Source organism: Flavobacterium sp. CF136 (assembly GCF_000282055.1).
Classification (GTDB): domain Bacteria; phylum Bacteroidota; class Bacteroidia; order Flavobacteriales; family Flavobacteriaceae; genus Flavobacterium.
Map to the genome: position 1 here is coordinate 30606 of NZ_AKJZ01000006.1, position 21177 is coordinate 51782.

The 21177-nt window shown below is 32.7% G+C and carries 20 protein-coding genes; 10 read left to right on the plus strand and 10 right to left on the minus strand.

What is annotated here, in order from left to right:
• Positions 1–13: 13 nt before the first annotated feature.
• The 7 genes from PMI10_RS00805 to PMI10_RS00835 all read right to left on the minus strand — a co-directional run bounded on the left by PMI10_RS00805 (position 14) and on the right by PMI10_RS00835 (position 5794).
• Positions 14–331: a 2TM domain-containing protein gene (locus tag PMI10_RS00805; protein ID WP_007803407.1), complete on the minus strand. Its 318-nt coding sequence runs from the start codon at positions 329–331 to the stop codon at positions 14–16.
• Complete coding sequence (locus PMI10_RS00810) at positions 322–651, minus strand: 2TM domain-containing protein (RefSeq protein WP_007803409.1); 330 nt, start codon at positions 649–651, stop codon at positions 322–324. Before PMI10_RS00810 ends, PMI10_RS00805 begins: the two co-directional genes overlap by 10 nt.
• A 2-nt stretch (positions 652–653) precedes the next feature.
• Positions 654–956, minus strand: coding sequence for a 2TM domain-containing protein (locus PMI10_RS00815; protein WP_007803411.1), 303 nt, complete (start codon positions 954–956; stop codon positions 654–656).
• 2 nt (positions 957–958) lie between these two features.
• Complete coding sequence (locus PMI10_RS00820; RefSeq protein WP_007803413.1) at positions 959–1261, minus strand: 2TM domain-containing protein; 303 nt, start codon at positions 1259–1261, stop codon at positions 959–961.
• Positions 1262–1263: 2 nt separating this feature from the next.
• Positions 1264–2622: a 2TM domain-containing protein gene (locus PMI10_RS00825; RefSeq protein WP_007803415.1), complete on the minus strand. Its 1359-nt coding sequence runs from the start codon at positions 2620–2622 to the stop codon at positions 1264–1266.
• Positions 2623–2644: 22 nt separating this feature from the next.
• A complete protein-coding gene (locus PMI10_RS00830) occupies positions 2645–3268 on the minus strand; it encodes a hypothetical protein (protein WP_007803417.1) in 624 nt (207 codons plus the stop codon).
• A gap of 360 nt (positions 3269–3628) precedes the next feature.
• Complete coding sequence (locus PMI10_RS00835) at positions 3629–5794, minus strand: TonB-dependent receptor (RefSeq protein ID WP_035631188.1); 2166 nt, start codon at positions 5792–5794, stop codon at positions 3629–3631.
• A 139-nt stretch (positions 5795–5933) separates the two neighbouring features.
• On the opposite strand from PMI10_RS00835, the gene PMI10_RS00840 reads away from it, so the two are divergent.
• The 9 genes from PMI10_RS00840 to PMI10_RS00880 all read left to right on the plus strand — a co-directional run bounded on the left by PMI10_RS00840 (position 5934) and on the right by PMI10_RS00880 (position 12228).
• Entirely contained in the window at positions 5934–6392 is a 459-nt protein-coding gene (locus PMI10_RS00840; protein ID WP_007803421.1) for a DinB family protein, read from the plus strand.
• Between the two features lie 19 nt (positions 6393–6411).
• A complete protein-coding gene (locus PMI10_RS00845; RefSeq protein ID WP_007803423.1) occupies positions 6412–6870 on the plus strand; it encodes a YciI family protein in 459 nt (152 codons plus the stop codon).
• 8 nt (positions 6871–6878) lie between these two features.
• The gene (locus PMI10_RS00850) at positions 6879–7454 is read left to right on the plus strand and encodes a sugar O-acetyltransferase (RefSeq protein WP_007803425.1); all 576 of its coding nucleotides are present in this window, start codon (positions 6879–6881) and stop codon (positions 7452–7454) included.
• The gene (locus PMI10_RS00855; protein WP_007803427.1) at positions 7454–7843 is read left to right on the plus strand and encodes an SMU1112c/YaeR family gloxylase I-like metalloprotein; all 390 of its coding nucleotides are present in this window, start codon (positions 7454–7456) and stop codon (positions 7841–7843) included. The genes PMI10_RS00850 and PMI10_RS00855 overlap by 1 nt, the downstream gene beginning before the upstream one ends.
• A 227-nt stretch (positions 7844–8070) precedes the next feature.
• Positions 8071–9351, plus strand: coding sequence for a chloride channel protein (locus PMI10_RS00860; RefSeq protein WP_157489674.1), 1281 nt, complete (start codon positions 8071–8073; stop codon positions 9349–9351).
• A 4-nt stretch (positions 9352–9355) separates the two neighbouring features.
• Complete coding sequence (locus PMI10_RS00865; protein ID WP_007803431.1) at positions 9356–9955, plus strand: HPP family protein; 600 nt, start codon at positions 9356–9358, stop codon at positions 9953–9955.
• 170 nt (positions 9956–10125) lie between these two features.
• Positions 10126–10665, plus strand: a complete 540-nt coding sequence (locus PMI10_RS00870) for an IS1096 element passenger TnpR family protein (protein WP_007803433.1) — start codon at positions 10126–10128, stop codon at positions 10663–10665.
• A 100-nt stretch (positions 10666–10765) separates the two neighbouring features.
• Positions 10766–11125: a four helix bundle protein gene (locus PMI10_RS00875; protein ID WP_007803434.1), complete on the plus strand. Its 360-nt coding sequence runs from the start codon at positions 10766–10768 to the stop codon at positions 11123–11125.
• 44 nt (positions 11126–11169) lie between these two features.
• Positions 11170–12228 carry a nucleoid-associated protein gene (locus tag PMI10_RS00880; RefSeq protein WP_007803436.1) on the plus strand — a complete coding sequence of 353 codons (1059 nt, stop codon included), beginning with the start codon at positions 11170–11172 and terminating at the stop codon, positions 12226–12228.
• Positions 12229–12297: 69 nt separating this feature from the next.
• Here PMI10_RS00880 and PMI10_RS00885 read toward each other — a convergent pair whose 3' ends face one another.
• Both PMI10_RS00885 and PMI10_RS00890 read right to left on the minus strand, forming a co-directional pair.
• A complete protein-coding gene (locus tag PMI10_RS00885; RefSeq protein ID WP_007803437.1) occupies positions 12298–12705 on the minus strand; it encodes a response regulator in 408 nt (135 codons plus the stop codon).
• Between the two features lies 1 nt (position 12706).
• Positions 12707–14200: a PAS domain-containing sensor histidine kinase gene (locus tag PMI10_RS00890; RefSeq protein ID WP_238539436.1), complete on the minus strand. Its 1494-nt coding sequence runs from the start codon at positions 14198–14200 to the stop codon at positions 12707–12709.
• A 382-nt stretch (positions 14201–14582) separates the two neighbouring features.
• On the opposite strand from PMI10_RS00890, the gene typA reads away from it, so the two are divergent.
• Positions 14583–16379 (plus strand): translational GTPase TypA, encoded by a 1797-nt coding sequence (gene typA, locus PMI10_RS00895; protein WP_007803441.1) that lies wholly within the window; start codon positions 14583–14585, stop codon positions 16377–16379.
• A gap of 124 nt (positions 16380–16503) precedes the next feature.
• Here typA and PMI10_RS00900 read toward each other — a convergent pair whose 3' ends face one another.
• Positions 16504–21027 carry a T9SS type B sorting domain-containing protein gene (locus PMI10_RS00900; RefSeq protein ID WP_007803443.1) on the minus strand — a complete coding sequence of 1508 codons (4524 nt, stop codon included), beginning with the start codon at positions 21025–21027 and terminating at the stop codon, positions 16504–16506.
• Positions 21028–21177 lie beyond the last annotated feature (150 nt).

Genomic DNA, 21177 nt, shown 5'->3' on the forward strand with positions numbered 1-21177 from the left:
TTGATTTAAAAAATTATTGCCATTTATTTTTTTTCTCTTTTTCTTTATCCATGATCTCTTTGATCTTTTTTTCTTCCCAGCCTTTTCCTAAAACCGGAAATACTTCAAAAACCTTCAATCCATGAAAAACAACTCCAACTCCCCACCATATTAAAGGCCAATAAAACCACAAATGATTAGGTGTTGTGTATAAATTGATAAAAATCAAAACTATATTTACACCTATAAAAGACGTAAGATTGCCATAAAAACCTTTAATGTTTTCTACTTTCTTTTTCGCCAGATAATATTTATCCTCTTCGTTATAATTTATTTCCATGATTACTCCCATTTTTGCGTTTTTGTTTTTTTTCCTAAAATGCTTTTCAGCTTGCGTTCCTCCCATTCTTGCCCGAAGATTTTAAAAGAAGCAAACAAATCTACCGCTGAAACTAAAAATGCAGTTGTCCAAATACACATTACAAATCCGTTGATATATTTTAACGGAAAAAAATTAAGCGGAACTCCAAAATATTCTTTCAAAATATAAATGATAACACCAACAATGTAAATAAACATATGAGTATAAAACCCTTTTAGTTTCACTACTTTTTTGGTTGCTATTTCATGTAACTCTAACTCTTCCAGATCATTCTTAAAATTTGTTTCCATAATTATTTCCAGGTTAGTTTGTTATTTTCTTTTTCCATAATCTCTCTGATTTTTCGTTCTTCCCAATCCTTATTAAAAAATGGTGAAACTCCAAAAGCTTTCAATCCATGCACAACGACACCTATACCCCAGCCCATCAAGCACCAAATAAACCATAAATATTCTGGCGAAGTCATAAGATTTATAACAATTAGAACTACACTTACGAGAATAAAAACTGTTAAATGCTCGTAAAATTCTCTAATCCCTTTCACTTTTTTCTGTGCCAACTGGTAACGTTTTGCTTCAGTAAAATCTGGTTCCATTGCTATTTCCAAGTTTGCTTGTTGCTTTCTTTCTCCAAAATTTCCCTGATTTTTCGTTCTTCCCAATCCTTATTAAAAAATGGTGAAAAACGAAAAACTTTCAATCCATGTAAAATAATTGCAACTCCCCAGCCAAGCAAAGAATACCAAAAATATAAATAACCGGGTGAAGTCATAATATTTACCACTATTACAATCGGATTACAAAGTAAATATACCGTCAAGTGGGCATAAAAATCTTTAATTTCTTTTACCCTTTTTTGGGCCTGGTAATAGCGTTCTGCTTCAGCATAATTTGGTTCCATAATTATTTCCAGGTTTGCTTGTTGTTCTCTTTTTCCAGAATCTCTCTGATTTTTCGTTCTTCCCAATCTGAACTGTAACCAAAAACTTTAAAAGCATGCATTACGATTCCAAATCCCCAGCCTAAAGCCGAAAACCAAAACCATTGAAATCCAGGAGAATACCTCAAATTTATAAAAATTAAAAATGGAATTACACAACAATATGAAATTATGTTTCCGTAAAAACCTTTTAATTCTTCTACTCTCTTTTTAGCTCTGAAATAAGCTTTATTTTCATCATTATAATCTGCACTTGTGTCCATAACTGTAATTTGTTTGGTTAAAATTGGAATTTTAACGGTAAAATTTTCTTCATTTTGTTCAATTATCACTTTTCTGTCGGTTATGATTCCATATCTGTTTACGATGTTTTGTAAACCAACTCCCTGACGGTCCTGCAATACTTCTTTCTTCTGAAAATCATTTTGAATGGCGAGATAATCTCCATCAATAAAAATTCTGATATGCAGTGGTTTTTGCTCGCTTACAACATTATGTTTCACCGTATTTTCAAGTAAAAGCTGCAAGGATAACGGAACCACTTTTGCATCCGGATTAATATCTGTTGTTGGCAATTCGTAAAACAAACTATTTTCGAAACGCATTTTCAGCAAATTCATATACGTTTTAGCGAACGACAATTCATCTTCAACCGAAACCAGTTCTTTGTCTTTCTGTTCTAAAACATAGCGATAGATTTTAGATAAAGAAGTTGTAAAACGCTGTGCATTATCCGGATTTTCCTCAATCAATGAACTTAAAACATTTAAACTGTTAAAAAGAAAATGTGGGTCGATTTGATTTTTTAAACTTTCGAATTTTGCATTTGCTGTTCCGGCAATTATCTTTTGTTGTGTAATTTCAAATTTTGATGCCTGTTTCCATTTCACCATAAAGCTTCTGGCCTGCATAAAAGTCGAAACTCCTAATGATAAAATAATATAAAAAAGATGTACCCAAATCATTCTTTCGCTAAAGAATTTCTCTAAAGACATATTTTGCAAAACAACATAGATGTAGTAATTTATTCCTAAAACTACCGGGACTGTGTACATAACAGTAACCATTATTCCGTAGTAAACTCTCAGGTTTGTTTGCTGAAGCCAATCCCATTTTCTATCTAAAAGGACATTAATATATCCGTTTCCAAAACCTACTCCAAAAGAATAAAGACAGCTTATAAAAAATGTTATAAGAACGTTTCGAACATTTAAATCATCTCCCAAACAAGCTGAAAAGATTACTGTAAAGATCATAGAAATCTTAAACGAAACAATTGTCCCACTTTTTAAATTTGCGTATGTGTTTCTATGATCTTTCATTATAATCAGCTTAAATTAGTTTTTATTTTTTGCAATTTTTTTGTGCTTCCAAAGCTCTTTCCAATCCCCATTTTGGCGAAAAAGGAGTTTCCGGTTTAAAAGTAGCAAAAAGTTCAACAGCTTTATCAACCTGAGCACATAATGGTTTTGTATCAACACCAGTCCATTTTGCACCTCCTAATTGGTAATCAGCTTCTCCAAAAACTGCTCTCGGGTTATTTGGATTTAATGTTTTAGCCTTAGCATAATTCTCCATTATTTTACCGGAATATTTTTGAGCATTTGTCATCGGATCCTGTACAACCCAAGCGGTATAAAGTAAAGCCTGCAAAACATATAACTCTGAGTTATTTTGATCTTTTATGAATTCAACATCAAGTACATCCTGCGCTTTTGTCAATAACAAATCAACTTTAGATTTATCTTTTTCTGCAAAAGCACTTGTTGTGTTAACTAAGGCAACATAATAATTTGGTAAATAACTTGTTTTATCAGCCGAAGCAATTCTTTCGAACATTGCAGAAGCTTCTGTATTTTTTCCTTCTTTCCAAAGTCCGAAGGCTTTTCCCATTCCTTGTTCAAATTGTGTCTGAGCAGATAATAAACTGCAGATAAATAATGTGATAGCTGTAATAATTTTTGTCATGATTTCTTTTTTTAAGATTTTGAGTTACTAAGGTTCTAAGTTTTTATTGATGATTAAAACTCTTTTTTTTAAGGTTCAAAGCAACATAGGAACAAAGGTTTGATTTTCTTATTATTAATATTTATAAAACTTTGAACCTTTGTCACTTTGCTTCTTTGTTCCTTTGAATTTATACTTCAAAAGTATGTTGGATTTTAATGTTTTAAAATTAAATAATACTGAGTTGTCGAATTTTGCTACTGAATTGTTTTTTTTATGAGGGACAGAGGTTCTGAGAGGCAAAGGTTCAAAGTTTTCTTTTTGATTCTTAGAATCTCAAGAGGTCAAAACCTTTATCACTTTGAACCTTTGCACCTTCCTCTACAAATTCTTCAACTGATTCTCGTTTTTATTCTGACTGATTGTCCAGAAGAAACCAACAAAAAAGAATCTATCTGCAGTTGGCACAACGGCTTGTCTGTTATAAACTCCGTTTGCATCCGGTGTTTTTGCATAATCGTACCCGAAAACATTCTGGCTTCCCAAGATATTTGAAACTGAGAAATAAAGAATTTTTTGTGTGGTTAATAAATACGCCCAGTTAAAACTTAAACTATTATACGATTTTGTTTTCCCACTCATGAATTGTGTCTGATTTGGATCATTATAAGGTCTTCCTGAACTATAACTATTTGTGAAACCAATTTGTGATTTCCAGTCGGTTATGAAATATTTAGTCACAATTGACAAACTATGATTGGCAATAAAACTTGGTGTTGCCATTGTTGGGAAGTTTTTATATTGTCTTTCCGAATCGATATAAGAATAAGAAATCCAGTATTCTAAATTTTTATGCAAATTGCTGTCTCTCCAAAATAAATCCAGTCCTTTTGCATAGCCTGAACCATTATTATTGAAAACCGAATTATACTGAATATCTCTTGTGTCATATTGAACCAAATTGCTGTAATCCTTATAATAAGCCTCAGCTCTAAAAGTCTGGCCCGGTTTTGTAAATTGATAATTCAAAATATAATGTCTTGCTTTTTCGCTCTCAAACTGATGGTATTTTGAATATTTGATGTAATCAACAACAGGAGTCTGAGAAAAATCTCCGTAAGCAAAAGAAAACTGACTGCTTTTAGAAATTTTGTACGCAAGTGAAGCCCTTGGTGCAATATTGGTTTCATTTAATAAACTATTATTCGAAAGACGCAAACCTACTTTTGCTGCAAAATTTTTAGAAAACAAAATATCCCCTTCGGTGTAAAATGCTGCAATATTTGAATCATAACCATTTGAAACTTTAGCGGAGATATTATCATCAAAATTTTCATTGAATTTCGTAATGAAATAATCAGCTCCAAAAGACAATTTAAAATAATCAGAGACATTTTTTCTCAACTTTAATTTCAATTGAGCTGCATTTTCATCATTATCAATATTGTTAATGTCAAATTTGATTTTATTTTTACTGTAGCCATAACTCATTCCTGATGTTAATTGCCAACCCGTTCCAAAAGTTCCTTTGTAAGAGGCATTCAGATAAAAATTATTATTGTTTAAATCCGTTCTGACTTTATCTTCGAAATTGATGTTTTTCTGATTCAAATCAAATTTAGAAGAATCAAAAGCAGCATATAATTTAAAAATTCCATTAGTGAAATGATATCGATAAACCGTTTCTCCGGATAAAGACTGATATGGGTGATTCCAATCTACATTTTGAGGAATTACAGCCTGATATGGCGCCAGATTGATATAAGCCGTATTCACGCTCAACGAACTTTTTTTCCATTTTTGAGTATTTCCCAAACCTAAACCAACGGTCATCAAAGCAATATCAGTTTTATTTTGATCAGGTTCATCTTGTGTGTTCAGCAATAAAACGCTTGATAAAGCTTCTCCATATTCTGCAGAATATCCTCCTGTAGAAAAAGCGATTCCGCTAAACAAAAAAGGAGAAAATCGGCCTCTTGTCGGCAAATTATTGGTTGTTGCTCCATAAGGCTGTGCCACTCGAATTCCGTCAACAAAAGTCTGCGTTTCGCTGGCTTCTCCTCCACGAACAAATAAACGTCCGTCTTCGCCAACAGTCTGTGTTCCCGGCAAAGTTTGCAACGCTGCAATAATATTTCCGGCAGAACCAGCAGTGGTTACAATATCTAACGGTTTTAAAACTGAAACCCTGGCTTTATCTCCGGATTCTAATGTTCCGGCGGTAATTACGACTGCATCAAGAGCATTTACATTTTCTCTTAATTTAACGGTTTGACCTTTAAAATTAGTAACATCAATTTCTTGTTTGTACGTTTCATAAATTAAAAAACTCACTATTAAAAACTGATTTCCTGTTGCTGTGGTTTCAAAAGAAAATTCACCTGTTTCTGAGCTTGTTGCCCCGTCATAAGTTCCGTCAATGTAAATATTGGCTCCCGGAACCGGTTTCCCTTTTTGGTCAACCACTTTTCCTGAAATAGTATTCTGAGCAAAAATAAAAGCCGTTGTAAATAAAAATGCAATTGTAAAAAGTAATTTGGTTTTCATATCATTTTGGTTTTGATGATACAAATGTATTTTAACAGTTTTAGTTAAAAAACATTTAATAACCGAATTGTAGAATTTCGGGGATGAGTTGTAAAATACTTATTTGTATCTTAGCTTTTAAGTATTAAAACCAATGATTATGTCAGAAAGTAAAAGAATTTCAAATTTATATCAATCCATTTATAACGGAAATCCGTGGCTCGAGGTCACTTTGGCAAATACTTTAAAAGATGTAAGTGCAGAGCAGGCTTACAGAAAAATAAATCCTAATTTAAATACGATTTGGGAAATTGTCAATCATCTTATACAATGGAGAAGGAATATTTTAAGACGTGTTCAGGGAGAAACAGTTACAACTCCTGACCATAATTATTTTGTACCAGTTTTAGATCCATCTGAAGCTGCCTGGGAGCAATCACTTCAAAATCTGGCAAAATCACAAGAATCATGGAATGCTTTTTTTGAAGATTTTGATGATGCGGATTTTGAAAAAATATATGTGAATAATAATCATACCTATTACGAACACATACACGGAATCATTCAGCACGATGTTTATCATTTAGGACAAATTGTTATTCTAAAAAAATTACTTTAAAATTTTAAAAAACATTTTCATGAAAAAAATTATTCTTTCGGCGGTATTTTTATGCATTACTGCAATTGGAATTTCACAGGAAACCGAATCTAAATATGATGAAAATCTGGCAAAATCCCTGAATGCCGATGAACGCGGAATGAAAAAATATGTCTTCTGTCTTTTAAAAACGGGAACCAATACAACAGCTTCAAAAGAAGAGACCCAAAAATTATTTGAAGGTCATATGTCCAACATCAATAAATTGGCAAAAGAAGGTAAACTGGTTGTTGCCGGACCTTTCATGAAAAATGACAGAAATTACAGGGGCATTTATGTTTTTAATGTTGAAACAATCGAAGAAGCAAAAACACTTGTTGCCACGGATCCGGCAATTCAGGCGAAATTACTCGAAGCCGAATTAACACCTTGGTATGCAACCGCAGCTTTACAGGAAACTTTGAAAATTCACGAAAAAATTTCTAAGAAAAAAATATAAGCACCTTTATGAAAACTGAAAAGGAGAAAATGATTTCCGGAGATTACTATGATTCCTTTGATTCTATTTTAATAAAAGAACGCCGGAAAGCTAAAAATCTATTGCATCGTTTGAATGTTACAGAATATCGTGTAACAAAAAAAGCAAAAGAAATTTTAGCTGAATTAGTTCCCAATACAGGAACGGGATTTTATATTGAACCCCCATTTCATTGCGATTACGGTTATAATATTATTTGTGGCGAAAACGTTTATTTTAATGTGAATTGTGTGGTTTTAGACTGTGCACCGGTAAATATTGGGTCGAATGTTTTTATTGCGCCTAATGTTCAAATTTATACTGCATCACATCCGCTTGACGCTGAATTACGAAAAACACTCGAAAATGCATTGCCAATTTCGATTGGAGACGATTGCTGGATTGGCGGTAATACTGTAATATGTCCTGGTGTAACGATTGGAAAAGGCTGTGTTATCGGTGCTGGCTCTGTTGTTACAAAAAACATTCCTGATAATTCACTGGCAGTTGGAAATCCTGCGAAAGTTATCCGAAAATTAAATCAGGAACCTAAATCAAAACCATAATGCTTACCTTAAATAAAGTTCACCATATTGCCATTTTATGTTCAGATTATGAGAAGTCTAAAACTTTTTACACCGAAATTTTAGGGCTGACTATAATCAGGGAAATCTATCGCGAAGAACGCAGGTCATACAAACTTGATCTGGCTTTAAACGGAACTTATATTGTCGAATTATTTTCGTTCCCTGATCCTCCAAAACGACCCTCAAGACCGGAAGCTGCCGGTTTGAGACATTTGGCTTTTGAAGTAATCAATCTGGATGAAACTATTGCTTTTTTGAATACAAAAAATATCGATTCAGAACCCATCCGAATCGATGAAACTACCGAAAAGAGATTTACTTTTATTGCTGACCCTGATGAATTGCCCATTGAATTTTATGAGAGATAGTATTTTATGAATTCCTCCAATTTCATAAAAAGATTGAAATCAAATAAATTTTAGCGACAAATTATTATAAGATATTTCATCGCCATGTTAACAAAAACATATTGAAAGAATTTTCTTGTATTCGCAGTTTTAACATAATATACTGAGTATTTTTTGCTAAAAACCCAATTTGATTCTCTAATTTTGTGAACCGCATAAAAATAATGTGGTCTGCAAATTTATTTCTGATGAACAAAACGGCGCAAATCAAAAAAAATCATCAATTTATTGTCCTTCAAAAATTAGTTGTTGTTTCTCTGTTAATTGGCTTTCTTTCTGCTTTTTTAGGGATTTCACTAAAAAAAATTACTGAGTATTACGAGGAAATTTTCTTTCATCAAGTTTCAGTAAACCCAATATTTTATGTCGTTTTTCCGGTTTTTGGATTATCTGTAATTTATTTTCTAAGACAATATCTTTTTAAAAAGAAAGAAAACAAAGGAATCAAAGAGGTTTTTGAAAGTACACAATCAAAATCCAAAAATTTACCAACTTACAAAATACCATCTCACTTTATAAACGGATTATTAACAGTTATTTTTGGGGGCTCAACGGGAATCGAAGTTTCTACTGTTGTGGCTGCAGCAACAATAGGTTCGGTAGCACAGCAAAAAGAAAATGTTTTCCGTCAATACAAAACCGAATTAATTTGTGCAGGTGTTGCAGCCGGAATTACGGCTTTATTCAGTAGTCCGATTGCCGGGATTCTATTTGCTGTCGAAGTTATTTCACGAAAAGTAACCCGTGCTTTTATCATCACAAATATAATTGCTGTCTCAATTGCTTTTGGTTTGATTACCATTTTAAAAGAAGAACCTTTATTTACCGTATCAATAACAACCTGGCACTTAAAAGCCATTCCGTATTTTATTCTTTTAGGAATTTTGGCAGGAATAAATTCGGTTTATCTTACACGCTGCGTTTTGTTTTTTAAATCTCAATTTAGCAGAATTCAGACACACTATTACAAAATCATAATAGGGTCACTTGTTTTGAGCATTTCTTTATTTGTATTTCCGCAGTTATACGGAGAAGGCTATCATTCTATAAAAATGATTTTCGGTGATTCAGGTCAACTTCCGTTAACTATAACTTTAGCCTTTACATTTGTTGGAATTTTACTTTTAAAACCAATAGTAACTTCAATAACCCTGGCTTCCGGAGGTGATGGAGGTGTTTTTGCCCCGAGTCTTTTCATCGGTGCCTTTTTAGGATTATTGCTTGCTTCAATTTTAAATACTTTTTTCAATACACAGGTAATTCCGGTGAATTTTATGATTATTGGAATGGCAGCTGTACTAAGCGCAAGTATTCATGCGCCTTTTACTGCCATATTTTTAGTTTGCGGATTAACAAATGATTATACTTTATTCTTTCCTATTTTGGTAGTTTGCCTGATTTCAAAATACACGGCAAAAATCATTTATCCTTACACAGTTTACACGTATTCTCCAAGTTTATTAAAATAAAGACATGCCTGTTCAAAAAATAAAAAGAAGTTACCGTAAAACACGTTACATTCTTTATAAGGAAACTTTAATTGATTATAAAGAACAATTTTGGTCGTTTTTAGGATCATTTGTAGGTATCGGAATTCTGGCTTACATTCAGTCAATACATTTTTCAGGAAATGATGCCGTTTATTTAATCGGTTCATTTGGGGCTTCAAGTGTATTGGTTTATGGTATTATTCAAAGTCCGTTTTCGCAGCCGCGAAACTTAATTGGCGGTCATCTTGTTTCAGCATTTATAGGTGTTACTGTACACAAACTGGCTCCGGATATTATCTGGATTGCAGCTCCTCTTGCTGTATCGCTGGCTATAATTTTAATGCAGATCACTAAAACATTACATCCTCCCGGTGGCGCCACAGCTCTTATTGCTATCATTGGCTCCGACAAAATAAAGGATTTAGGGTATATGTATGTAATTTCTCCGGTACTCATTGGCGTAATAATTTTGTTTCTAACTGCATTAGTTTTTAATAATATGACTTCCGGCAGAACTTACCCAAGCCACAGTACTTATCACAAACACTATCACAAAATCAGAAAAAGATTGACTGGAAAATAATAGTTTTCTTTAACACGATGTCACCCTGAGCGAAGTCGAAGGCTTGGCAACTGATGAGGGCTTCGACTCCGCTCAGCCTGACAAGAAAAATCTTTTCAACAAATCGTAATTCCTAATTCGTAAATCATAATTTATATTTTACCTTTGACTTTTCAAAAAATACAAAGATTATGGTTTATAAATTTAGAGTAATTCTAGACGCCGAAGAAGACATTTTTAGAGACATTGCAATTCTTGAAGACGATACACTGGAGGATTTACACAATGCAATCTTCAACGCTTTTGGTTTTGACGGAATGGAAGTGGCTTCGTTTTATACCTGCGATGAAACTTGGAATCAGGAAGATGAAATTCCACTTTTTGATACAGGAGATATTCCCGGCGAACAACGAATCATGAGTGATTATCCATTATCTGATATCTTAAACAAAGAAAATACCAAAATTATTTATGTATATGATTTTATCAATATGTGGACTTTTCTTGTAGAATTGGCTGCTATTGAAGATCAAATCGCAGGAGCGACTTACCCTGAAACTTTATTCTCTCACGGAGAAATGCCAGAAGATTCAGGAGAGAAAAACTTCGAAGCCGATATGCATGACGATATCTACGGCGAGTTTGAAGATGATCTGGATGAAGACGATCTTGATATGTTTGAAGGAGATGACAGCTTTGAAGATTTCGGTTTTGAGGAGAATTGGAATTAATTTTTTTTGAGGTTCTAAGATACTAAGTTGGTAAGGTTCTAAGTTTTTTATTTTGAAAGCTTTTTCTTATTTTTAATTTTAATTAAATTAAAAATATAAAATGAGTGATTTTAGAAAACTTTTAATCTGGCAGAAATCAATGGCTTTGATTACCAAAATTTATTTTTCAACTAACAATTTTCCAAAAGAAGAAATCTTCGGATTAACTTCACAAATCAGACGAAGCTCTATTTCAATTCCCAGCAATATTACTGAAGGATCCGGAAGAGAAAGTGATAAAGATTTTTTACGCTTTTTAAATATTTCAACAGGTTCTTTATTTGAAATGCAAACTCAATTAGAAATTGCCAAAAATATAACCTATCTTAACCAAGAAGAATTTAATAATTTATATGAGGACAATCGTGAAGTAGAAAGAATGTTAGTCGCTTTCATTAAAAAAATAAAAGACAGAAACTAAAACCTTTAGAAACTTAGCAACTCAGAACCTCAGCAACTTTAAATATGATCAACTTATTCAACACCCACATCGAGACGCTTGCGATACACCGCGTAGGAAACAAAAGCAGAAACGAAGCCATTTTTTTATCGGAACAGCCATTTAACTTAAATGACGAAATTGTTCCTTTGATAAAAGAATACTTTTTTAAGCCTTTTAGAGAAAAAGAAGAAAACTATTATCAGTTTGCACATGAAGTCGATTTGGATTATAACGACATGTTTAAATATGCTACCGAAATTTTTGATAATCCCGGTAATTTACAAGAGATTTCTAAAAAAATCACAACACATTTATTCGAGCAGTCAAATCATCCGCACATTAAAAACGGAGAGGTTTATGTGACGTACTTAACTAATTTAAGTATTGATAATAATGTTGTTGATGCTATCGGAATTTTCAAAAGCGAGCTGCAATCAGACTTTTTGCAGTTTGAAGAAAAAGACAGCAATCTGGAGATGATTTTACAACAGGGAATCAACCTGAGCAAATTAGATAAAGGCTGCTTGATTTTTAATTATAAAAAAGAAGAAGGATACAAAATTCTAACAGTAGACAGCAATCGTTATGATGCACGTTATTGGTTAGAGCACTTTTTATCTGTTGATGCTTTTGAAGACGAAAACTTCATCACAAAAAAATACTTGAAATTCTGCCAAAACTTTGCAAAAGATGTTGTCTTGCCGGCTGAAGATAAAAAAGAAGAAGTGATGTTCATGAACAGGTCTGTAAATTATTTTGCAAAAAATGATCAGTTTGAAGAGCAAAATTTCTTAAACGAAGTATTAGACAACCCGGATTTAATTCCGGAATTTAAAAACTATAAAGTTGATAAAGGAGAAAAATACAGTATTGAAGATATAACCTCATTTCCTATTGCCAACGCAGCAGTTTCTGACGCCAGAAAATCAATAAAGAACGTTATTAATCTGGATACACACATTCAGATTAAAATGGATTTCATCAACCCTGAAAGTGCTGAAAAATTTGTTGAAAAAGGCTGGGATGAAGAAAAACAAATGTATTACTACCTTGTATATTTCAATAAAGAAGAAAAAAGCTAGAAGCATTCTTTTTTCTATTACTTACTAAGCAAAAACCTCAAATACTAATTGTAATTGAGGTTTTTTTATTTATAAATCCATTTTGTTTTTAAGGTATTCCAACATTGCCTTTGTTATGGGCTTGGAAAGAAAATCTTTAATTATTGGATATTTCTTGGCTTTGAGTAAGTCTTCAGGATTAATCGTAGAAGACAAAACAATAACATTTACCGAATTAAATTCATCATAAGCGGGGGATGTAAAATAATCCAAAAATTCCCAGCCTCCCATAACCGGCATATTTAAATCGAGAAAAATAAGCTGTGGTTTTTTAACTATTTTAGCTTTACTATATTTCAATGTATTAAAGTATAATAAAGCTTCTTCACCATTTTGAGCGGTAATGATTTCATCTGAAAAAGAAGACTTCTCAATTACTTTTCTAGACAGCATTAATGTAATAGGATCGTCATCTATACATAAAATTTGTTCCATCATATTAGTTTTTAAATGTTATGATAAATGAGGTTCCTTTATTCACCTCGCTTTCTACACTAATAGTCCCACCCATAGTTTCAACCTGGGATTTTACAAGATATAAACCCAGACCTTTACTGTCCGGATAATTGTGAAATCTTTGATATAATCCAAACACTTTATCCCGATTTCTTTCTAAATCAATTCCGATTCCGTTATCGCTGAAAGTTAAAAAAACTTTTTGATCAATCTGTTCTGCAGTAATAGAGATTTTTAATTTTCTATTCTCAGATTTGTATTTTATAGAATTCGTCAACAAATTTAATAATATGCTTTCGATATATGCTTTATTTGTATTCAGTAATGGAACTTTATCCAATTTAAGCTTTATTATAGGCTTATGTGCTTCTATCTGAAAGGATAACTGGCTAAATACATTCTCAAAAACCTCACTTAAGGAAACCATTTCTTTTTGCATTGAAGGGTTGTCTTTTATAATGATTACCTTTACTAAATCATTAATCGTTTCATTTAAGAGATGCGTAGACTTATTAAAGCCATTTAATATTTCTTCTAATTCAGAGTTTTCAATAGGTATGTCTTCGATTAAGTTTAACAAACCAATTAAATTAGATAATGGAGCTCTCAGATTATGCGAAGTAATATAGGAAAACTGTTTTAAGTCTTTATTATTCTGAGTCAACTCACGTATTAGATGTTCTTTTTCAGTTTCTAATTTCCTTTCTTCTGTAATATCCTGCTGAATAGAGATCCAATGTGATATTACACCTTCTGCATTAAAAATTGGAATCATTGAAAAACGCACCCAATATTCTCTTTTAGTTTTACTGTATGTTATCGTTTCAATTAAACATTCCTTTTCATCCTTAATTGCTTTTAATATTTTTTTCAATGTTACAGGATCGGAGTTTGGTCCTTTAAAAACATTTGGTGATTTCCCAAGGATTTCATCAGATTCATAACCCGACATTTTAGAGAATGCAGGATTTACATAAACTATACGCGGAATTTTGCCATCTGTAGAATTTGCTTCGGTAATCAGAATAGAATCTTTTGATTGGGTAATAACTGTTTCTAAAAGTTTAAGTCTTTGTTCCTCTTCTTTTTGTTTTGTAATATCCTGAATGGCACCGATCATTCTGACACTTTTACCATTTTCGTCTTTTAAGAGAAAGCCTCTGTCCAAAACATACTTATAAGTTCCGTCAGCACATCTGAACCTATACTGATCCTGCCATTTTTCTGTTTTAAGCTCAATAAAAGAATATAACTTGACAGACATTTTTATAGAATCTTCCGGATGAATTTTATCAAACCACCATTTTGAAGTTATGCCTACTTCATCATGTTTATAGCCAAAAACATTTTCGATACCTTTATTCCATGTAAGATAATCTTCCTGTATTTTCCAGTCCCATATCGTATCACTTGTAGCTTTTGCAACTATATCATATTTTTCATTAGATTCTTTAATTTCTTCATTATTAAGCTCCATCTTTTTTAAGATAGAGATGTCCCTACTTTCATTTTTTGACAAAATATAATTAAAGATTGCACCGGTAAAAAGAATAAAAAAAATATCTTTTATAAAACTAAAATGATAAAACGCTACACCTAAAGCACAGTTAACGAGAAATTTATGACATAGGATAGCCATAAATAACGAAATGATAATGTATATCAGCGTGATTTGTTTTGGTTTACTTTTCATTACTCAAATATAGGTAAATATACCAAATTTTAACAAATGAAAACACTTTAAATCTATAGAATTATTACTATTTCGTTAAACTAATTCATTGACATTACGTAATCTATCTTCAAAACGTTTTTTATATCAAAATAAAGTGTACCTTTGCACCCATTAAAAATCACAGATGGAATCTATTAGAAACATTGCAATTATTGCCCACGTCGATCACGGTAAAACCACTTTGGTTGATAAAATTATGTATCACTGTCAATTATTTCGTGACAACGAAAATACAGGTGATTTAATTCTTGATAATAACGATTTAGAGCGTGAAAGAGGTATTACTATTACTTCAAAAAACGTATCTGTTCAATATAAAGGAACAAAAATCAATATTATTGACACTCCTGGCCACGCGGATTTTGGAGGTGAAGTAGAACGTGTATTAAACATGGCCGATGGTGTATGTTTGCTTGTTGATGCTTTTGAAGGACCAATGCCACAAACTCGTTTTGTATTACAAAAAGCTATAGATTTAGGTTTAAAACCTTGTGTAGTTATCAATAAAGTTGATAAAGAAAACTGTACTCCTGAAGAAGTTCACGAAAAAGTTTTTGACTTAATGTTTGAATTAGGTGCAGAAGAATGGCAGTTGGATTTTCCAACAGTTTATGGTTCTGCTAAAAATAACTGGATGTCTGATCATTGGGAAAACGTAACTGATAATGTTGAAGCATTATTGGATATGGTTGTTGAAAATGTACCTGCTCCTAAAGTTTCTGAAGGAACACCACAAATGTTGATTACTTCTTTAGATTTCTCAGCCTTTACAGGTCGTATTGCTATTGGTCGTTTGGAAAGAGGAATTCTTAACGAAGGTATGCCAATCTCATTAGTAAAAAGAGATGGTACTATATCTAAATCCCGTATCAAAGAACTTCATACCTTTGAAGGACTTGGCCGTAAAAAAGTACAACAGGTTATTGCTGGAGATATTTGTGCAATCATTGGAGTTGAAGGTTTTGAAATTGGTGATACTATTGCTGATTTTGAAAATCCGGAAGGTCTAAAAACGATTGATATCGACGAGCCTACTATGAGTATGTTGTTTACAATTAATGACTCTCCTTTCTTCGGTAAAGAGGGTAAATTTGTAACTTCTCGTCATATTAGAGAACGTTTGACAAAAGAATTAGAGAAAAACTTAGCTATGAAGTTAGGTGAAACCGATTCTGCTGATAAGTTTATGGTTTTTGGTCGTGGAGTACTTCACTTATCTGTTCTTATTGAAACAATGAGAAGAGAAGGTTACGAATTACAAATTGGTCAGCCACAAGTTATCATCAAAGAAATTGATGGTAAAAAATGTGAGCCAATTGAGGAATTAACAATCGATTTACCAGAAACTCTTTCAGGCAGAGCGGTTGAGTTCGTTACAATGCGTAAAGGTGAAATGCTGAGTATGGAAACTAAAGGTGACCGTATGATTGTAAAATTTAATATTCCATCACGTGGAATTATTGGATTGCGTAATCAATTGCTTACTGCTACTGCTGGTGAGGCTATTATGGCACACCGTTTTATAGGATACGAACCTTACAAAGGAGAAATTGCCGGACGTAACAAAGGTTCATTGATCTCTATGGAAAAAGGAAAAGCTATTCCTTATTCTATCGATAAATTACAAGATCGTGGTAAGTTTTTTGTTGAACCAAATGCCGAAATTTACGAAGGTCAGGTAATTGGAGAAAACTCTCGTGGTGATGATATGTGTGTAAACGTAACTAAGGAGAAAAAACAATCTAACGTTCGTTCTTCTGGAAATGATGAAAAAGCAAGAATCATTCCTCCAATTATTTTCTCATTAGAGGAAGCTTTAGAATACATTCAAAAAGATGAATATGTAGAGGTTACTCCAAAATCTATTCGTTTGAGAAAAATATATTTGACAGAAACTGATAGAAAAAGATTTAAATTCTAATATATCAAATTCCAATATTTTAAAATCCCAAATTCCAATTACTGGAATTTGGGATTTTTTCTTTTTTGAAGTTGGAGTTTGAAGCTTGGAATTTGGAATTTATAGTTTGGAATTTTTTAAACCTTTATCTTTTCAAACTAAAATGTCCTTTTGCTTCCCTGCCATCCTCAAATTTTGCAGTATACCAATAATCGTCTGCCGGCAGCGGAACACCTAAAAATGTACCATCCCAACCTGAACCTGAAGGAGAAATCTGTTTGATAAGTTTTCCAAACCTGTCAAAAATATAAATGATTGATTTGGAATAAAAATCTGCATTTACACCTTCTACATTCCAAGTGTCATTATAACCGTCTCCATTTGGAGTGAAAAATTTTGGAACTCCCAGAACTGCAATTGTTTTTTCAGCAATTCCACATCCATTCAAATCTTTGACATAAACCGTATGAAAACCTGGAGCAATATTTTCGAATAAATTGGAATCCTGATAAGGGCCATTTGAATCCGTAATACTATAAACATAATGTCCGGAACCCGTTACATTAATTAAAACTGAATTGTTATCGTTTAAATCATTAATTTCAATAGCTGTAATTTCAGCAATATTTGATGCAACGACTTTTACAGTTCGGGTTCTAAAACAATTATTTCCGTTTCTTACATCAACACTATATGTTCCTTGTGTATTAACCTCTATAGAAAAAGTGGTTGCTCCTAAAATCACATCCCCATTCAAATACCATTGATAAGTATAATCATTTATTGGTGTACCATCATTAATACCTGCTTCAAGTGTAACCAAAAATTCCGGCAGATTACTGCAGACAATTTCATTTTCGCTCCCGTCAGTGTTTAGATTTATATTTGGAAGTGGATTTACAATTAAATTAAAAGTAGTAAATCCAAAACAATCATTAGATAAGGAATTTTCAACTCTTGCCCATATTTTTTGATTATTTGGATATCCAATATTTCGATAATTTGAAATATTTGTAATGGCTAATGAATTTCCGGAAGCATCTGTTTCAGCCAGAAAATCAGTTTCGTTTTTATAATAGCTTATCACATAATTTGTAGCCGGAGCCGGAAGTGTGTTTTTGATTTCCTGTGTTGCATTACTGAAATCAAAACTCGAAATACCATCTTTGTCAGTATTGGACTCGTCTAAAAAATCATCACATACCTGATAATCTGTAATTTGAAAACTACTAGGTATTTGAGTTACGGAAACAACAAGATTTAACTGTGAGATACTAAAACAACCATTTGCATTTTCAATACGCACATAAATTGTTTTATCTGAAGCAGTATAAGCTTGAGGATTTGCAATTAATGATGAGGTATCTTGTGATTCTGCCCCGGCAATAGTAGTGTAGTAACTAAACTTTTCTATAGCTGAATTGGCAGAAATGTTATTATTCTTCTGTGTTAAATTGAATATAGAAACCCCATCTGTATCATCATCACATTGCACTAAAGTCACAGGAGAATTGATTGTTGGCAATGCTAATATTGCCAATGCTACAGCATTAGAATATAATCCGCATGAATTTCCTGTTCGGCTCAAAAACACTCTATATTGATATGTATTCATCGATTGGGAAACGTTTGAAACTGCTAACAATGATGTATTTACTCCCGAATACGTTACATTATTAACCAAATCAATCCAGGTATTACCATTGTTGACAGAAACCTGCCATTGATAACCCGAAATTAAAGCAGCAACAATTGTAAAAGTTGTATTTTGTAATTCACAAACAGATTTGTTTTCTGGCTGATTGTCAATAATAATTGGTGCTGCAATCGTATAATTTAAGTTTGGATTTGTATAACCTATTCCGCTTGTAACAATACCGTTTGTATTTACTGTTGGAGGTGAAACAGCTCCCAAAAAATTATCACTATTAGGATCGATAAATCCTGCTTCTGTTACATCAGAACACAAATCATTATCACTGTCAAGTTCTATATAATTATGAATACCATCTGAATCGGTATCAAGGATGCTATAATTCAGTTTTGCACTTTCCGGAATAGTTTCTACTGAATTTGTCAATCCGTTTACTCCAAAATCATTTCCATCAATTATACCATTTAAATTCGTATCTGCAGCATTGCTCCCTGATTCTATCAGATCGTAAATTCCGTCATTATCACTATCCAAATCTAAATAATCAGGAACATTGTCATTGTCGAAATCTGCAGGTGTTAGTCCATTACCATAAGTATCATCAACCCCATCGTGATTAGCATCAATATTAGATGCAATTTTAAAGTTTACGCCTTGTGCTTCAACAGCATCCGGAACACCATCATTATCACTATCGAGATCTAACTGATCTAAAACCCCATCATTATCATAATCTTTGGGAACGCAAACCAAATAAAATTTTAAGGATGTTTTATTTAATACTGTGTCGGAAAGATTTTGATGCTTAAAACTAATCATTTTAGCCTGATTCGTTAAAAACTTAAAAGTTCCTGTTCCTGCTGCTAATGGAATTGCACCATTTAACCTGAAACGAATTTCAAATGATGAAAATTCAGTTACACCACTTTCATAAAACCCATCATAATTTGTATCAATCAATAATTGATTATTTGGATTTAATACGGTTATAGTTTTGTTTGTTTCTGAATTCACAATATATTCAGCAGTAGAATTCAGTAAATCAGTTGTATTTGCTGTTAAAATATAATCCAACCCAATTGAAGTGGGTTGAGCAAAAGTCATCGTACATTTCATCCAATTTGTTTTACCTGCAGGCACTTCACTAACAAAACTTCCGTCAGTATTTCCTAAAAAAGGAACACTGCTTGCTGTTGTCGAAGTAGTAATCGTTTGAGTAAATGAATTTGTATAAGTCCCTATGGAAATAGTTTTCGAACTTAAATTAGAAATATCTATATTCTGATTTCCAAATGATTCAGTGCAATTCGTTATTCCATCCCCATCATTATCCAAATCTACATTGTCATTGGCTTTGTCATTATCCATATCTGTTGGACAATCACTAACAGGAATTTCATCAGAAAATAATTCTATACCACAGGCTGACAATGTTGCTTTTACTTTATAATATCCTGATTGCGTTGGTGAATATGTATTAGAATTAGCACCGGAAATTTCGACATTATTAAAATACCACTGAAACAAATCAAATCCTGTGAGGGAGCTCACATTAAGTCTAACATTAGGAATACAGCTAGACTGGGTTACATTTAATTGTTGGAAATTCACTTCCGGTTTAAAAGTAAAACCTGAATAATACCCTCCAAATGTTGCTGCGCCATCGCTGCCATATGCAGCTAAATACAATTGAGAGGTAGAAAAAACAGATACATTTCCGGTTAGTCCGGTTAGAACATAGCATTCATATTCTGTATTTCCTGTGACAGTAGTCGGTCCAAAAACATTTACATTCGGAGGCAGTGTCGCCAAAGTATAAGGAACCTTATTAATTATAAAATTTAAACCTGAACCGGTTTTTGTCGTAAGCGTAACCCTGCTGGTGAAAACACGATTCCCTACTGACTCAATAGAAGGAATATTGTCTATTGATTTTGGCGTTTGACAACTTAAAGGCGGTACAAAAAACATTTCCTGATTGGCTTCATCACCCCTTGCATTATCACCCACACTCTGATAAGCAAATATATTTTTACCTGAGCGCACATACAAATTTCCCTGAGAATTATAATCAGACCCTAAAAGCGAAACATATTCACCTGCATTAATGGTGTAATTTGGAGTTACAGCACCATTTAAAAATATTTCGGTATTATCTTCATGGGCAATTAAAATGACTTTTTCTACATTTTGGGAACCTGTACTTTTAATAAAAATATAATCAGTCCCTGTTCTTTCTGCCGAAACAATTTGGTCGAATCCTAAATCTACATTATTTCTTACTTCTCCATTGGAACCTGCAAAGGAACCACAATTTACAGCTATGGGTTTGTTTGACGAAATTAATGCCCCAATAAGTGCATCATTATTAGCTGGCGTTGGACCTTGTACTGCAATAGTATAACTCTCACCACTATTCAGGATAATACTCGGTATCGAATTTCCTGTAAGGGTATTATTTATCAAAACTGCTCCTGTTTTGATATCTTTAAAATTGATTACTGTGTTGTTTTCAGTCGCTAAAACTGATGCAAATGTCAAATGCCTATCTGAATAACCCGTATTTAATTTATTTGTAAGACCGCTAATTCTAAACTGAGTACCCAATGCAGCTAAACCTTTAGAAACTATCTCACTTGATTGATTCCCTGATCTGTCAATAACTCTGACTGTAGCATACACAATATCAGCTGCTTCAATAATATAGCCTCGATTAGATTTGATACTGCTTGCTTCAGATTGATCAAGAACCAATTGATTTGCATTATGCGCATTAATGTCAAAAATATAAGGAATATCCCTGGAAACTGTTCCGGTAGTAATTGCCCCTCCAATTTCATTTATGCTAAAGGTTACCGGAGTTAAACTTGGAGCAGAAATATAAATATATTGTTCCCCTACAGGCACACCGCTTGAAGCCACTACAGGTGGAATATAATGAGTTTTACTAAATTGAGAAAAACTCAAAAGCGGCAATAATAGCAGAGAAAGATATAAATGTATATATTTTAGCATATTTTAAAAGTAATAATTTTTATATTACCTTTTAAACTAAAATAATTTTTACATCCCTGATCAAGAACTATTTGTCAGGACATATTGCCTAAGTTACAGTTCTGCTTGGCATTATCTATCTAAAATATTTTGCTTATCTGTTTTTAGGTT

Excerpts from the sequence above, each read along its gene's own strand:
- PMI10_RS00805 (WP_007803407.1), bottom strand. The coding sequence starts at position 331 with ATGGGAGTAATCATGGAAATAAATTATAACGAAGAGGATAAATATTAT.
- PMI10_RS00810 (WP_007803409.1), bottom strand. The coding sequence starts at position 651 with ATGGAAACAAATTTTAAGAATGATCTGGAAGAGTTAGAGTTACATGAA.
- PMI10_RS00815 (WP_007803411.1), bottom strand. The coding sequence starts at position 956 with ATGGAACCAGATTTTACTGAAGCAAAACGTTACCAGTTGGCACAGAAA.
- PMI10_RS00820 (WP_007803413.1), bottom strand. The coding sequence starts at position 1,261 with ATGGAACCAAATTATGCTGAAGCAGAACGCTATTACCAGGCCCAAAAA.
- PMI10_RS00825 (WP_007803415.1), bottom strand. The coding sequence starts at position 2,622 with ATGAAAGATCATAGAAACACATACGCAAATTTAAAAAGTGGGACAATT.
- PMI10_RS00830 (WP_007803417.1), bottom strand. The coding sequence starts at position 3,268 with ATGACAAAAATTATTACAGCTATCACATTATTTATCTGCAGTTTATTA.
- PMI10_RS00835 (WP_035631188.1), bottom strand. The coding sequence starts at position 5,794 with ATGAAAACCAAATTACTTTTTACAATTGCATTTTTATTTACAACGGCT.
- PMI10_RS00840 (WP_007803421.1), top strand. The coding sequence starts at position 5,934 with ATGTCAGAAAGTAAAAGAATTTCAAATTTATATCAATCCATTTATAAC.
- PMI10_RS00845 (WP_007803423.1), top strand. The coding sequence starts at position 6,412 with ATGAAAAAAATTATTCTTTCGGCGGTATTTTTATGCATTACTGCAATT.
- PMI10_RS00850 (WP_007803425.1), top strand. The coding sequence starts at position 6,879 with ATGAAAACTGAAAAGGAGAAAATGATTTCCGGAGATTACTATGATTCC.
- PMI10_RS00855 (WP_007803427.1), top strand. The coding sequence starts at position 7,454 with ATGCTTACCTTAAATAAAGTTCACCATATTGCCATTTTATGTTCAGAT.
- PMI10_RS00860 (WP_157489674.1), top strand. The coding sequence starts at position 8,071 with ATGAACAAAACGGCGCAAATCAAAAAAAATCATCAATTTATTGTCCTT.
- PMI10_RS00865 (WP_007803431.1), top strand. The coding sequence starts at position 9,356 with ATGCCTGTTCAAAAAATAAAAAGAAGTTACCGTAAAACACGTTACATT.
- PMI10_RS00870 (WP_007803433.1), top strand. The coding sequence starts at position 10,126 with ATGGTTTATAAATTTAGAGTAATTCTAGACGCCGAAGAAGACATTTTT.
- PMI10_RS00875 (WP_007803434.1), top strand. The coding sequence starts at position 10,766 with ATGAGTGATTTTAGAAAACTTTTAATCTGGCAGAAATCAATGGCTTTG.
- PMI10_RS00880 (WP_007803436.1), top strand. The coding sequence starts at position 11,170 with ATGATCAACTTATTCAACACCCACATCGAGACGCTTGCGATACACCGC.
- PMI10_RS00885 (WP_007803437.1), bottom strand. The coding sequence starts at position 12,705 with ATGATGGAACAAATTTTATGTATAGATGACGATCCTATTACATTAATG.
- PMI10_RS00890 (WP_238539436.1), bottom strand. The coding sequence starts at position 14,200 with ATGGAGCTTAATAATGAAGAAATTAAAGAATCTAATGAAAAATATGAT.
- typA (WP_007803441.1), top strand. The coding sequence starts at position 14,583 with ATGGAATCTATTAGAAACATTGCAATTATTGCCCACGTCGATCACGGT.
- PMI10_RS00900 (WP_007803443.1), bottom strand. The coding sequence starts at position 21,027 with ATGCTAAAATATATACATTTATATCTTTCTCTGCTATTATTGCCGCTT.